The sequence below is a fragment of the Rhodococcus sp. G6(2025) genome (assembly GCF_058628105.1).
Genome location: NZ_CP179750.1, coordinates 529,572 through 543,120 on the forward strand (window position 1 = coordinate 529,572; position 13,549 = coordinate 543,120).

General features: G+C 67.9%; 15 protein-coding genes, 1 tRNA gene and 1 other RNA gene. 7 read left to right on the top strand and 10 right to left on the bottom strand.

Annotation, left to right across the window (positions count from 1 at the left end; all coding sequences use genetic code 11):
• The first annotated feature begins 27 nt into the window (after window positions 1-27).
• Complete coding sequence (locus ACLIVD_RS02655; protein ID WP_283332720.1) at window positions 28-609, top strand: TetR/AcrR family transcriptional regulator; 582 nt, start codon at window positions 28-30, stop codon at window positions 607-609.
• On the opposite strand, the gene ACLIVD_RS02660 is transcribed toward ACLIVD_RS02655, so the two are convergent.
• A complete protein-coding gene (locus tag ACLIVD_RS02660; protein ID WP_491931889.1) occupies window positions 593-1,261 on the bottom strand; it encodes a lysophospholipid acyltransferase family protein in 669 nt (222 codons plus the stop codon). The genes ACLIVD_RS02655 and ACLIVD_RS02660 overlap by 17 nt on opposite strands.
• 54 nt (window positions 1,262-1,315) lie before the next feature.
• Here ACLIVD_RS02660 and ACLIVD_RS02665 point away from each other — a divergent pair, with 54 nt between their 5' ends.
• The gene (locus ACLIVD_RS02665; RefSeq protein WP_283332723.1) at window positions 1,316-1,897 is read left to right on the top strand and encodes a TetR/AcrR family transcriptional regulator; all 582 of its coding nucleotides are present in this window, start codon (window positions 1,316-1,318) and stop codon (window positions 1,895-1,897) included.
• Here the strand turns inward: ACLIVD_RS02665 and ACLIVD_RS02670 are convergent.
• Genes ACLIVD_RS02670 through ACLIVD_RS02680 form a run of 3 tightly spaced genes read right to left on the bottom strand, consistent with a single transcriptional unit; the run spans window position 1,887 to window position 4,830 of the window.
• Window positions 1,887-3,425 carry a metallophosphoesterase gene (locus ACLIVD_RS02670; RefSeq protein WP_283332724.1) on the bottom strand — a complete coding sequence of 513 codons (1,539 nt, stop codon included), beginning with the start codon at window positions 3,423-3,425 and terminating at the stop codon, window positions 1,887-1,889. The two genes, ACLIVD_RS02665 and ACLIVD_RS02670, sit on opposite strands and share 11 nt — an antisense overlap.
• 38 nt (window positions 3,426-3,463) lie before the next feature.
• Window positions 3,464-4,024, bottom strand: a complete 561-nt coding sequence (locus ACLIVD_RS02675) for a TIGR03086 family metal-binding protein (protein ID WP_280781798.1) — start codon at window positions 4,022-4,024, stop codon at window positions 3,464-3,466.
• A complete protein-coding gene (locus tag ACLIVD_RS02680; protein WP_283332725.1) occupies window positions 4,021-4,830 on the bottom strand; it encodes an AraC family transcriptional regulator in 810 nt (269 codons plus the stop codon). Before ACLIVD_RS02680 ends, ACLIVD_RS02675 begins: the two co-directional genes overlap by 4 nt.
• Window positions 4,831-4,985: 155 nt before the next feature.
• Here ACLIVD_RS02680 and ACLIVD_RS02685 point away from each other — a divergent pair, with 155 nt between their 5' ends.
• Complete coding sequence (locus ACLIVD_RS02685) at window positions 4,986-5,501, top strand: COG4315 family predicted lipoprotein (RefSeq protein WP_005248698.1); 516 nt, start codon at window positions 4,986-4,988, stop codon at window positions 5,499-5,501.
• On the opposite strand, the gene ACLIVD_RS02690 is transcribed toward ACLIVD_RS02685, so the two are convergent.
• The 4 genes from ACLIVD_RS02690 to ACLIVD_RS02705 form a co-directional block, all read right to left on the bottom strand.
• Window positions 5,476-6,159, bottom strand: coding sequence for a YoaK family protein (locus ACLIVD_RS02690; protein WP_283332727.1), 684 nt, complete (start codon window positions 6,157-6,159; stop codon window positions 5,476-5,478). The genes ACLIVD_RS02685 and ACLIVD_RS02690 overlap by 26 nt on opposite strands.
• An 84-nt stretch (window positions 6,160-6,243) precedes the next feature.
• Complete coding sequence (locus ACLIVD_RS02695; protein ID WP_105413940.1) at window positions 6,244-7,203, bottom strand: alpha/beta hydrolase; 960 nt, start codon at window positions 7,201-7,203, stop codon at window positions 6,244-6,246.
• Window positions 7,204-7,392: 189 nt separating this feature from the next.
• A tRNA-Ser gene (locus tag ACLIVD_RS02700) sits at window positions 7,393-7,480 on the bottom strand.
• A gap of 59 nt (window positions 7,481-7,539) precedes the next feature.
• Window positions 7,540-8,034 (bottom strand): DUF3558 family protein, encoded by a 495-nt coding sequence (locus tag ACLIVD_RS02705; RefSeq protein WP_283332728.1) that lies wholly within the window; start codon window positions 8,032-8,034, stop codon window positions 7,540-7,542.
• Window positions 8,035-8,159: 125 nt separating this feature from the next.
• Between ACLIVD_RS02705 and ffs the strand changes: the two genes are divergently transcribed.
• Both ffs and ACLIVD_RS02715 read left to right on the top strand, forming a co-directional pair.
• An RNA gene (gene ffs / locus ACLIVD_RS02710) (signal recognition particle sRNA small type) lies at window positions 8,160-8,254 on the top strand.
• Between the two features lie 43 nt (window positions 8,255-8,297).
• A complete protein-coding gene (locus tag ACLIVD_RS02715; protein WP_105413939.1) occupies window positions 8,298-9,596 on the top strand; it encodes an aspartate aminotransferase type Ic in 1,299 nt (432 codons plus the stop codon).
• A 51-nt stretch (window positions 9,597-9,647) separates the two neighbouring features.
• Here the strand turns inward: ACLIVD_RS02715 and ACLIVD_RS02720 are convergent, their stop codons facing one another.
• Entirely contained in the window at window positions 9,648-10,484 is an 837-nt protein-coding gene (locus ACLIVD_RS02720) for a DUF1206 domain-containing protein (RefSeq protein WP_280781793.1), read from the bottom strand.
• 86 nt (window positions 10,485-10,570) lie between these two features.
• Window positions 10,571-11,581, bottom strand: coding sequence for a Fe2+-enterobactin ABC transporter substrate-binding protein (gene fepB / locus ACLIVD_RS02725; protein WP_283332730.1), 1,011 nt, complete (start codon window positions 11,579-11,581; stop codon window positions 10,571-10,573).
• Window positions 11,582-11,654: 73 nt separating this feature from the next.
• Between fepB and fes the strand changes: the two genes are divergently transcribed.
• Complete coding sequence (fes, locus tag ACLIVD_RS02730) at window positions 11,655-12,869, top strand: enterochelin esterase (protein WP_283332731.1); 1,215 nt, start codon at window positions 11,655-11,657, stop codon at window positions 12,867-12,869.
• Window positions 12,870-12,955: 86 nt separating this feature from the next.
• Window positions 12,956-13,549, top strand: a complete 594-nt coding sequence (locus ACLIVD_RS02735) for an HhH-GPD-type base excision DNA repair protein (protein ID WP_283332732.1) — start codon at window positions 12,956-12,958, stop codon at window positions 13,547-13,549.

Sequence of the window (13,549 nt, forward strand, 5' to 3'; positions counted from 1 at the left end):
GCAAGTCCTTTTCGTCGAGGAGTGTCGATGGCGCAGAATCCGGAACGACGTGCGGCTCTCGTGAACGCCGCGATCGAAGTGCTTGCGCGCGAGGGTGCGCGCGGCCTCACCTTCCGCGCCGTCGACGTCGAGGCGAACGTCCCCAAGGGGACGGCGTCCAACTACTTCGCCAGCCGCGACGACCTGTTCGACCAGGTCGGCAAGCGGATTCACGAGCGGATGGGTCCCGACCCCTCGGTCGTCGAAGAAAGCGGGCGCAACCCGCAGAATCTCGAGCTCGCGATCGAGTACATGCAGGGGCTGTTCGGCAGGATCACCCGCGACCGCACGGGCTATCTCGCGTTGCAGGAATTGCGACTCGAAGCGGTCCGGCGTCCCGAGTTGCGGACCACGCTGACGCGCACGATCTCCGAGAATCTGGAACGCGACATCGGTTTTCACCTCGACTCGGGACTGCCCGGTGATCGCAGCACCGTGCTGATGCTCTACCTCGCGATGAATGCGCTCATCGTCGAGCACCTGACGCTGCCCGGCGTGCTCGAGGGGGTCGACACGGAGCGGCTCGTCGCCGATCTCGTGACGCGTGCCGTCGCTACGCCGGACGCCTGAGCGCGTAGTCGTCCACGTACTCCTGCCCCGACAGTGTCATGAGGGCGTGCATCAGCTCGTCCGTCGCGGCCCGGACGACGTGCCGGTTGTCGCGTAGCTCGGCGAATCGGGTGAAGTCGAGCGGTTCGCCGACGGTCACCGTCACCTTGCCGAACCGCCACATCCGCGATCCGGCGGGGTTGACCTGCCGGGTGCCGTGCATGGCGACGGGCACGACCGGGGCGCCCGTCGCGAGCGCGACCCGGGCGATTCCGGTCTTGCCCTTGTGGAGTCGGCCGTCGGGAGACCGGGTGCCCTCGGGGTAGATTCCCCAGACCTTGCCGTCGTCCAGGATCTTCCGCGCGGTGTTCAGTGCGGATTCCGCCGCGGAGGCCCCGGATCGGTCGATCGGCACCTGGCCGGCCGCGGTGAAGAACCAGCGTTTCGCCCTGCCTTTCGCGCCGCTTTCGGTGAAGTATTCGCTCTTTGCCACGAACGTGATGCGCCTGCGCACCATCAGGACGAGGAAGAACGAGTCGACGACTGTGAGGTGATTGCTCGCAAGGATCACCGGACCCGACGCCGGGATGTGGTGTGCACCGTCGATCGCGGGCCGCCCGAACATGCGCAGCACCGGTCCGATCAGCACGTACTTGAAGATCCAGTACCACACGGTGAACTCCTCACTCGGGCGCCATTGCGTGAGTAGACATTGTCTACTCACGCAATGATAGACACTGTCTACATGAGTGGAGAAGTGCAACCCCTGCGCGTGCGGCTGATCGACAGTGGCCGCGAATTGCTGGACCAGGGCGGCATCGACGCCGTCGGGCTGCGCGCCGTCGCCCGGCACGCGGGTGTCTCGCACGGCGCGCCGCGACGGTACTTTCCCACCCACAAAGCATTGCTCGCCGCGATCGCCGCCTCGGGATTCGCCGAACTGGCCGACGAGCTCCGGTCGGCGATCGCGTCCGAGTCGGACCCCCTCGCACGCGTGCGGCGGACGGCACGGCAGTACCTCTCCTTCGCCGACACCCACCGCACCCTGTTCGAGTTGATGTTTCGGCACGACCTGCTCGAAGGGTCGGGCGAGGACCTGCGGCAACACTCGAAACCTCTGTTCGAGACGGTCGTCGCACTCGTCGCGGACACCGGCTCCGACGAGCCGCGCGTGGTCGCGTTGAACCTGTGGACCCAGCTGCACGGGGTGGCGACCCTCTGCGCCACCCGCAGCATCGAAGTGATCGCCGGCGACTTCGACGTGGACAGCTTCGTCGCGCAGCTGATCGACCTACATCTCAGGGCGTAGGCATGACGGCGCGCGGCAGGTCGGCCCGCAACTCCACATCGGTGACGAAGTCCCCGTCATCCGGCTGGTAGCGCCGCTGCGGATCGAAGTCCTCCACCCGGAAGCTGTCCAGCGTGGGGGAGTGCGTCGTGACGGCGAGGGTTCCGCCGTCGAGATCGAACTGCAGGAGTCGCTGGAACCCGGTCTCGCGGCGGGTGTCGACGGTGAAGTACTGGTAGTCGGCGAGCAACTCCACGACCTTCCGGTCCGTGTCGCCCACCTCCCGGTCGGTGACCGTCGTCTGCCCGTCGACATGTCCTGCGAGGACCAGGAACACCGTGTCGAAGGGAACGACGAGCCGGTTCCAGATCTGCTGTCCCGCACTGCTACCGATGTCGCCGAACCCGCTCATCCGCAGCGAGCCGTCCTCGTCCAGGTAGTAGTGGCTGCCGATCATCACGTTGCGGTCCGGGTGGTCGGCGAGCACGTCCTCGGCCCACTGCAGTACGTGCTCGGGCGGGTTGTAGCCGATGTAGAGCATCAGGAACTTCGCGCCGGCGATGTCGAGCAGGTCGTAGTGCGCCGAATTGTCCGTGTCCGTGACGGATTCGCCCCAGTACGGCCGGTCGCGGTACCGCCACGGCCCGAAGAACTCGTTGTAGAGGGCGTGATTCTTCTCGTGCTCGCCGGGAATGAGCCGTCCGCCGACGTTCCACAGGTTGTCGTGGTTGCCGGGCAGGACGCCGTAGGGAATGCCTGCCTCTTCGAGCGTCGCCATCGCCTTGTCCGCGACTTCGAACTCGGGCCGGGCGCGGGACTCGGGTGCGCCCGGGCGAATCCAGCTCTGGACGAGGTCGCCGGTGTGCATGGAATAGGCGATCTTGCGTTCGGCGGCGTTCTCGGCGGTCCAGCGGGTCATGTCGAAGTACACCTCCGGCCGGTCCCGCGAGACGTACTGGGTGTCGGAGATGTGCTGCAGCGCGAAGTCGTACGCGTTCGGGTCGGCGAACTGCTGATCGGCTGTCGCGTTGGCCTCGCGGAAACTCCGGTCGCGTCGCGGACCGTCGATGACGAGGATCTGCGCGGAGTCCTCGCCCTCGATCCGGGTGGTCAGGGTGACCGGACCGCCCGGTTCGGACGCCTGCGCCGTCGCGACCGGCTCACCCCAGCTCTGCGCCTCCTCGTCCCACACGTGCATCGCGAGGTCGTCGAGATTCACCGAACGTCCGTGCCAGGTCACGTCGGTGCCTGCGGGCTCCGGACCGAACCGGACCTCGTACCGCATGTACGGGTACTCGTCGAAGCGGTGGCTGGTGGCCGACATACCGTTCGACTCGTCACCCGGAACCCGCTGTGAGGGAGCGGCGTCGCCGGTGGTCCCGGCGAACATGACCGCGGACGCGAGCGGCGCCGAGGTGACGAGGCCACGCGCCGGCAGACCGGATGCGCCCCGGGGTTCGGGATCGGCCACCGCGACCACGTCACCGCCGAGCAGCGCCGCGGCCAGTGACACCGCCGTCAGCGCGGCAATCCTGCCCGGCACGCTCATGACCCGAGGTTACAAGCGCGACCGGGCAGGCGCTCGGGTCAGGCCTTGCGGCCGAGGAAGGCCAGGACCCGGGTCTGCTCGTCGGCGTCCGCGGAAACGTCCACGGCTGGACCGCACACCCCGGCCGTGCGGATGCTCTCGCCCATCTGCTCCGCGACGCCACCCACCCAGGTCAGGTCGTCGGCCGGGATGGTCTCGTCGAGGCCGGTGGCCCGGGCGAGGTCCCAGCCGTGGATCACCAGGTCGAAGCAGTAGAAGCTGTCGATGGTCTTTCCGAGGTCGGTGCGGCCGAAGTGCCCGTCGTACTCGCGGCTCACCAGAGCCGGGTCGTTCAGGATCTCCTGCATGCCGTCGCGCGTGGCCGCCCATGCGGCAACCGGGTCGTCGTCGACGGACGGCGGTTCCGGCAGTTCCAGATCGACGACGGTGACGATGTAGCGCTGCGTGTCGATCACGTGCCGCACGACGTCGCGGGCCGTCCAGCCGTCACACGGGGACGCGTCGTCCCAGCGTTCGGCGGGCACGGATTCGACGCGCTTCGTGAACTTCGCGGCGAGGTCTCGGTAGTGGGCTGCGGGGGTTTCGGTTGTCGAGGTCATGCTGCCGATTCTTCTCCCGCCCGGGGCCCGAGGGCTTGAACATTTCCGACATCGACGACGGATTCCGTCCCGTGCCAGTCGGGGGCCTCACTGGCGAGGAGGTCGGACGGGGTGAGCGAGGAGATCCGCCGGCATTCCCGCGACAGGTGCGCCTGGTCGCTGTAGCCGGCGGTGGCGGCGAGGTCGGCGAGCCCGGCCCGCGTCCCCGACTGCGCCAGCGCCATGAACCGCTGCAGCCGCAGGATGCCGCGGAGGGTCGCGGGCCCGTATCCAAACGCGTCGTTGCATCGCCGCTGCAGTTGCCGCTCCGTGACGGAGGCGGCGTCGGCGAGCGCGCCCACGTTCCACGAGTGCCGGGCCAGGGCCTGCCGGACGGTGCCGATCAGCGGGTCCGCGTCCGGTCCGCGATTTCGCCACGCGCGCACGGCGTTCTCGAACAGGGCGATTCGTTCCGCGTAACCGGGCGCATTGTCGAGCCGGTCGGTCAGCGTCCGTTCCCACGTGGATCCGAGCACGTCCCCGAGACCGACCCGGATGTTGCGGACCTCGGCCGCCGACGTCCGCAGCAGATGCGAGGCGGCGCCGGGACGGAAACGGACGCCGACGGATTCGGTGCCCGGCGGCAGCGTGAACGACCACGCCGTGGTTTCGGGACCGCACACGCGGATTCCCACACCCCGGATCCACAGGATGTCCATGCACGCATCCGGCACCAGCAGATGCTCGCCCTGCGTGCGCGCGGACCACCCGCACACCAGGGTGCCGGTGAGATCGGGCGACGGTGCGGTCGGCGTGTACCAGCCCATGCACAGGAGCCTAATCACGGATACCGACACGTGCGGGCCCGTCACATCGCCCGAAGTGCCCGCACCGGCACGCAACTCGAGGTGAACTGTATGCACGGGTCCGCAGAGGTTCCCCGGAGGCCCGCCACTTCGCCGTCACAGAGAACGAGGACTCCATGAGACGAACATGGGCGCTGGCAGCGATCGCCGCCGTCAGCCTGACCTTCTCGAGTTGCGCCTACGACAGCACCGATTCCGGCGACACGGGCGGCAACGCCCCGGTGTCGCCGACGCCGACGTCCCCGCCAGCCGCGCCCGGCACACCCGTACTGAAGATGGGACCGACGACGCTCGGCGAGGTGATGGTCGACGACGGTGGCATGACGGTCTACGTGTACGACAACGACGAGGTCGGCTCCGGCGCCAGTTCGTGCCGGGACACGTGCCTGCAGTCGTGGCCGCCGGTCACCTCCGTCACCGAGAACCCGACGGTCCAGGGGTTGCAGGAAGTCGTCATCGACACCATCCCGGCGCCGGACGGCACCCATCAGCTCACCGTCAACGGACGCCCCGTGTACCGCTACAAGGACGACAACGAACCCGGCGACGCATTCGGGCAGGCGGTCGGCAGCGTGTGGTGGACCCTCGACTCCGCAGGCAACCCGGTCACGACAACTGCGGGCGGCGAGTAGCGCGGTCGATCCTCAGGTGGACGGTGACGGTCAGCGCTGCCGACAGGACGGCAGCGAACCAGAGGGCGTCGAGCCCGATCCAGTGGTGCGCGAGGGCGCCCGTCACCGCTCCCACCACCAGACCGGCCCACAGCGCGAAGTGTCGTAGCCACGCCCACCGCGGCCCGCCGAACAGTGCTCCGGCCAGCCGATGTCCCATCTTCACGAGCGCGCCCGTCATGTAGGTGAGACCGATGGTCACCTCGCCGTCGCGCTGGAAGAAGGAGTTCTCGGCGCCCATCGCGAGCAGCATCGCGCCGACGGCCACCGTGCTCGCCCCGACAGTCGCGGCCACCGCGCCGACGATCAGCAGTCCCGACACGACAGCGAGCACCGTCGTCCGGACGGGCAGGCGCCGACGATCGGACAGGTGCACGACCACGGCGCCGAGGGCGCAGCCGAGAACGAACATGCCGATCACCGCGGCAGCCGTCGCCGCGTGCGCCCACGCGGCGTCTGCGAACCCGACACTGAACCGGGTGAGGTTGCCGCTCATGAACGCGACGAAGAACCCGCCGAGCGTGATGAATCCCAGCGCGTCGACGTAACCGGCCAGCGTGGACAACACCACCGCCAGCGCGAGTATCCGCCTGCTGTCGTCGATCGGCACACCCCACATCAAACACCGCAGCCGACGACAGTGGCCCCCGATCCGGAGATCGGGGGCCACTGAGGCGTAGGTCAGGCGATCACGACGCCTGGCTCAGGAGGTCCCGAGGGCGGGTGCCAGCGTGTTGGCCCAGGACTCGTGCAAGCGGTCCTGCCAGTAGTTCCACGTGTGGAGGCCGTCGTCGGTGATGTGGGTCTGCAGCTTGGCGCCTGCGCGCTGCGCCGCGGGCACGAACACCTTGCTGCTCAGACCGGAGGCGGTCTCGAGGGGGACCGTCTGCGAGAACTTCACCGGGTCGAACGAGGCGCTGTCCGGGTCGACCGTCGGATCGCCCGCCGCCGAGCCTGCGCCGGACGAGATGTAGACGGACTTGCCGCGCAGCGCGCCGACGTTGAGCAGCGGGTCGTTGCGAAGCCACGCACCCGACGGCCAGAAGCCCCACATGTTCAGCGCGTTGCCGCCCATCTGAGCGACGGAAACCTGGATGCCCTGCGCGAAGCCGGGCGAGCTGGCCGTCGGGTAACCGCTGTACGACGCGACCGCCTTGTAGAAGTCGGGACGGTGAGTGGCGAGGTTCAACGCGGAGGTGCCGCTCATCGACAGACCCGCGACCGCGTTGTTCACCCCGTCGCTGCCGAACTGGGAAGCCATCACCGGGGGCAGCTCATTGGTCAGGAACGTCTCCCACTTGACGCGGCCGAGCTTCGGGTCGTCGCGCTGCCAGTCGGAGTAGAAGGTGCCGCCGCCGCCGAACGGGATGACCACGTTGACGTGCTTGCCGGCGAAGAAACTCTCCACGTCGGTCTCGATCAGCCAGCCGTTGTTGTCGTCCGGTGCCCGCAGACCGTCGAGCAGGTACAGGGTCGGCGCGGGACCACCGCCCGCGGCCTTGAGCACCTTGACGGGAATGTCCTTGTCCATCGACGGTGAATACACCGAGATCAGGGCCGAGTCGGCGTGGGCGACGCCGGTTCCGGCCAATACGGACACGAGGCCCGATGCCAACACTGCGACCAGGCCCACGATCAGTGCGCGGGTGCGACGAATCGCCATACGAATGTCCTTTTATCTCGAATCGACACACAGCACAGCGAACGCTGCACCGCAGACGATAACAGGAAGATAACGGGTTGTGCCCGCTGTGGCCAGGACTTTCGGCTCCGACAGGCGATCGGTCGTCGCTCGAAGACAGAAAAAAGAAACCCCTGCGAACCGCTTCTCAGCAGTTCACAGGGGTTCCTGTGGCGGAGGATAGGGGATTTGAACCCCTGAGGGCGTTAACCCAACCCGCGTTCCAGGCGAGCGCCATAGGCCACTAGGCGAATCCTCCGTGGAGGAGCATACCCAACGACGGCGGCTCACCGTTAAACGACCAGGTAGCCGCCCGTTCTAGGCCCACTTCAGCTGGGTGAGGGCATGCTCGGCGAGAGGGACGGACCGGTCGCAGGACGTGTCCGCGTTCGCGGTGGCGTCGAGACCGAATTTCGTCTCGATCGACAGGGTGCCCGCATCGGTGGTGACCTCGAGGATGCACTGGTACTTGCTCTCGGCGAGCGCGCGCCCCTCGAGCCCGCCGACGTCGATCGTGCGCAGCGGGTCGACCGGTTCCGGCGCGCTCGTAGTCGTGATCGTCACGGTGTTCAGCGCCTCGGGCTTGCCCCACGTGCAGGCGCGACGTTCGGGACTGTCGGTGGCGGTGCCCTCGCCGGCGCCTGCCGTGAGGAGCGGTGCGAGCGTCGCATCGTCCGCGAGCGTGCACGGCTCGGCCGCGTCCCAGCTCACCGCGTCCGACGTGGCTGCGTCGTCGCTGCCTCCGCCGCACGCCGACAGTGCTGCCACGACGGCGGCGAGTGTCACCGTGTGTGCTGTCCTTCTGAGTTTCATCCCGATCCTTTGCCGAAGGTGGCCGAATGCGGGGGCGACGGTAGCACTGGCCGTGGTCAGAGGTGCGGCGTCGGGCCCGGGCCGGGGTGGATCCCGACCACGTCTCGGGGCCGTCTACACTCTGTGGTGGATCCCGCGCGGCGCGCATCCTGTGAACTCCCCCAGGGCCGGAAGGCAGCAAGGGTCAACGGGCTCTGCCGGGTGCGCGGGGTCCCCTATCTTTCGCATACCCGACCCACGACGTCGGTGAGAGGCCGCTCCTGATGACCAACCAGACCCAGATCGGGTTGATGAGCCATGAGGAACTACTTTCGGAGCACGAGCGCCAGACTGCGAGTTACGCGCAGCTGAAGACGGAGAAGCTCACGCTCGACCTCACTCGCGGCAAGCCCTCGCCCGAACAGCTGGATCTGTCGGCGGCGCTGCTGACACTGCCCGGTGACGGCGACTTCCGCGACGGCAACGGCACCGACACCCGCAACTACGGCGGGCTGACCGGGCTGCCGGAGCTGCGCGCCATCTTCGGTGAACTGCTCGGCATCCCCGTCGAGAACCTGCTCGCCGGCAACAACGCCAGCCTCGAGATCATGCACGACAACGTCGTGTTCGCCCTGCTGCACGGCACCCCCGACTCCCCGCGCCCGTGGTCGCAGGAGGAGAAGGTCAAGTTCCTGTGCCCGGCACCCGGTTACGACCGGCACTTCGGGATCACCGAGACGTACGGCATCGAGATGATCCCGGTGCCGATGCGCCCGGACGGCCCCGACGTGGGCGTCATCTCCGAGCTGGTGGCGAACGATCCGCAGATCAAGGGTCTGTGGGCCGTCCCCAACTACTCCAACCCGACGGGCGCGGTGTACTCGGAAGAGGTGACGCGGACGCTGGCGTCGATGCCGGCCGCAGCCCCCGACTTCCGGCTGTTCTGGGACAACGCCTACGCCGTCCACCCGCTCGTCGGCGAGACGGCGCCGTCGCTGGACATCCTCGGGATGGCCGCGGAGGCGGGCAACCCGAACCGGCCGCTCGTGTTCGCGTCGACGTCGAAGATCACGTTCGCCGGTGCCGGCGTCAGCTTCTTCGGTTCCTCGACCGCGAACCTGGCCTGGTACCAGAAGTACCTCGGCAAGAAGAGCATCGGTCCCGACAAGCTGAACCAGCTGCGGCACCTGCGGTTCTTCGGTGACGCCGAGGGCGTGCGCGCCCACATGGAGAAGCACCGCGAGATCCTGGCGCCGAAGTTCGCGCTCGTCCTGAAGATCCTCGAGGATCGTCTCGGGGCGTCGAAGGTGGCGTCGTGGACGGAGCCGAAGGGCGGATATTTCATCAGCCTGGACGTCGTCGAGGGCACCGCGAAGCGCGTCATCGCTCTGGCGAAGGACGCGGGGATCGCGCTCACCGCCGCCGGATCGGCGTTCCCGTACGGCGTCGACCCCGAGGACAAGAACATCCGGCTCGCGCCGAGCTTCCCCTCGATGGAGGATCTGGACAAGTCGATGAACGGTGTCGCGACGTGCGTGCTGCTCGCGGCCACCGAGTCACGCCTGGACCTGCCGAAGTCCTAGTAGAAGACGTCCGGCCGCTCACCCTTCATGGGTGAGCGGCCGGACGTGTCTCTACATCCTGGCGTAGCGCGCCATCACGAAGCTGTACAGCCCGTACGCGGCGATGCCCAGTCCGGCGAGGACCAGGAGGAACTGCCCGAACGGCGCCGAGCCCAGTGTCTTGACCGCGCCGTCGAGGCCGGTGGCCTTGGACGGGTCGGCGTTGACGACCGCCACGATCACCAGCACGCCCGCGCCCGCGATGACGAGCCCCTTGGCGACGTAGCCGACCACTCCGAGGGGCTCGACGAGCTTCGACGGGGTGCCCTTCAGGTCGTCCAGGAAGTTCTTCGACGCCCCCTTGTAGATGTGGTAGCCGCCGATCGCGATGGCGACGAGACCCACCACCACGAGAAGGATCTTGCCTCCCCCGGATTCCATGAGGCGTGCACTCATTCCGGCGTTCTGCTGACCGCTCGATTTACCACCGCCGCTCGCGAACTGGTACGCCGAGAAGGCGAACGCGAAGTAGACGACGGCCAGGCCGAACGCCTTCGCGCGGTCCAGCAGGGACGTGTCGTCGCCGTCGCCCCCGGAATTCTCGGTGACGTGGGGGCCGAGAACGGTCTCGGCGAGCCGCCACAGCGCCATCGCGATGAACGCGACCATCGCCACCCACAGCACGAACCGGCCACCGGGTTTGGCGGCCAGGGCGCCGAGGGCCCCGGACTGATCGGCGTTGCCGCCGGTGCCGAACGCCAGCTGAACGATGATGTACGCGATCAGCAGGTGGACGAAACCGCTCATCACGTGGCCGGCGCGCGCGACCCGCTCGAAAGTGTTGCTGTCGGTTGCCCTGTCGACGGCGCGGCTCATCCCGTTGGCTCGATTCGTTTCGTTCTGGGCCATCGGGTGTCCTTCGGGTTGTGTGAACGGACCGGAGTCCCTGTGACGTAGAGGTACCCGATATGGGCCGCGCCGACACGGGGTGAGCGCTATCGCACTGCGTTCGTGACCCGGTCGATCAGGTTGGACGCGCTGTAGTAGTCGAGGCGGAAGCTGTCCTTCCCGAGCCCGATCACCTGCTCCTTCTCCACGGACGGCGTCTCCCGCAGCGTCGGATCGGTAAGGAACCTGTCGGCGTCCGCTGCTTCACCGATCACGATGAACGTGGTGTTGCCGGGCACGGCTCGCGGCAGGTTCTCCTGCCCGGCCGGCACGACGTCCTTGCGGCCGGCCATGATGCCCTTGTCGGCGGCGGTGAGGTCGGACGGCAGCTCGGCGAGCGAGAATCCGAGGCGTTCCAGCAGGATGCCCTGCGCCGATTCGGCAGTGAAGATCCGCGACTCCTCCGGCGAGTTGTATGCGAGCACATTCACCGGGTTCGCCGCAGCGACCGTGTCGCCCAGCGCCGCTTTGGCGTCGTCGAGTTGCTGGTCGAATTTCGCGACGAGGGCGTCGGCCTGTGCCTCGGCCCCGATGGCCGCGGCGATCTGTCCGCTGAGGTCCTGCCACGACTTGTCGTCGTATCGCAGCACCACGACGGGCGCGATCTGCTTCAACGTGTCCACCTGATCGAGCGCCGAGTCGCCGCCGGTGGCGGACATGAAGATGAGGTCCGGATCGGCGGCGGTGATCTTCTCGACGTTGGGTTCGCCCTGGTACAGCGTGTCGACGCCGCGCTCGGCGGCGATGTCCGCCCACTGCGTGAACAGACCGTTCTCGTCGGTCACGTCGCTGGCTCGCTGCGCGCCGGTACCGATCAGTGGGGCGTCGAGGGCGAGCAGTGAGCCCGTGAGGGTGACGCTGGTGGACACGATCCGCTCGGGCTTCTGTTCGATCGTGATGCTGCCGGTCTCGTCGGTGACGGTGCGCGGCCAGTTCTGGTCGGACGCGGCGGTGGTGCCGGTGGTCGCGGCGTCGGAATCGGGATCGGATGAGCACGCGGCAGCGCCGATCCCGACGGCGAGGACAGCGACGGCTGCCAGTGAGCGACGAAGTTTCACGGTAAGACTCTCTTTCGCACGGGTAAGGAAGCTGATTTAGGCTAGCGTTACCTACATTCGAATGGGGAAGTGGATGCTGCAACGAGTGCCGGGACCCGAGCGTCGCGTCGTGCGCGCACGGTCGATCGACGACCTGACGCGTGACGGCGTCCCCGCGTTCTGGGACCGTCTCACCGCCGCGGGCAGTCCCCTCATCGAGCCGGACGGGGCAGGCCCCGGCTGCGTGATCGCGACGTTCTGCTGGCGCGATCCGGACGGTGACGAGCGCACGTCACGCACGCGGCACGTCTACCTCGACGCCAACGGAATCACCGATCGCTCCCGCCTGGGACAGGCCGCGCTGTCCCGGCTACCCGGCACCGACCTGTGGTCCCTCTCGATCGAGGTCCCCGAGAAGTGGCGGGGTGCTTACCGTTTCATTCCCCGGGCGGAACCATTGACAGTTCCCGGCGGCACCCCGGGCTGGCAGTGGTGGCGGAGGGTGCTCGCCGACGCGCAACCCGACCCGTTCAACCCACTGCCGACGCGGGTGGTGCAGACCGGTGACAGCTCCGAGGCGGTGATGCCGGCGGCGCCCGCACAGCACTGGTGGACCGACCGGCCCGGCCGCGGCGCGCTTCACGAGACGGCGTTCACGCTGTCGGGCACGCGTCGGTCGGTGTGGGTCTACGAACCGCCCGGACTCACTGTTCGGAATCGTCCGGTTGTGGTGTTGCTGGACGGCCGGACGTGGGCGGTCGACCTGCCGATCGCGGGCGCCGTCGACGCACTCGGACGTGCCGGGCACCGGGTTCCGCTCGTCGTGATGGTCGACAGCGTCGGACCCGAACTGCGATCCGAGGAGCTGGGCTGCAGTGCCGCGTTCGCGTCCGGTCTCGTCGGCGAACTGCTTCCGTGGCTGCGGCGGGAATGGGGTGCCACCGACGATCCCGCGTCGACGATCGTGGCCGGCTGCAGCCTGGGCGGACTGACGGCGTGCCACCTCGCGCTGACGGCCCCGCACGTGTTCGGCTGCGCCGTCAGCCTGTCCGGATCGTTCTGGTGGCCCGGCTCGGGGCCGGGAGTCCCGTTCCAGGACCGCGTCCGCGCCGCTGCCCCGTCGAACAGCCGGTTCAGCGTGGAGGTCGGGACCCTCGAATGGATGCTCGTCGAACCCAACCGCGAGGTACGCGAACTGTTGGCCTTCACCGTGCGGTACCGCGAGTTCTGCGGGGGCCACGACGTCCTGCACTGGCGCGACGGTCTGATCGCCGGCGTGGCCTCGATGCTGGAGCGTACCGACCGGTAATGCAGTGATGTGGATAACTCTGTGAATAAACCGCGCGTCGAGGTGAAGGGCGCACCCGCCCGATGGTGGGATGGCAGGATCAGAGCATGGCACGCACGCTGAATCTGGTAGGGGATCCGGACGCCGACGCGCTTCTGGCGAGTGATCCGCTGGCGTTGCTCATCGGGATGTTGCTCGATCAGCAGGTTCCGATGGAGACGGCGTTCGCGGGTCCGAAGAAGCTGGACGACCGGATCGGCGGCCTCGAGGTGCATCGCATCGCGGAGATGGATCCGGAAGAGTTCGCGGCCGTCTGCTCACAGACACCGGCGGTCCACCGGTTTCCCGGATCGATGGCCACCCGCATCCAGTCGCTGTGCGCGTTCCTCGTCGAGAACTACGACGGCAGCGTCGAGGCGTTGTGGACCAGCGGCGACCCCGACGGCAAAGAGGTCCTGAAACGGCTGAAGGCGCTGCCGGGTTACGGCGATCAGAAGGCGCGCATCTTCCTGGCACTGCTCGGCAAGCAGATCGGTGTGGAGCCGAAGGGCTGGCGGGAGGCCGCAGGCGACTACGGCACCGAGGGATCCCGGCGGTCGATCGCGGACGTCGTGGACGACAAGAGCCTCCACGAGGTCCGCGAGTTCAAGAAAGCCGCGAAGGCCGAGGCGAAGAAGGCTGCGGCAGCGAAGAAGAAGTAG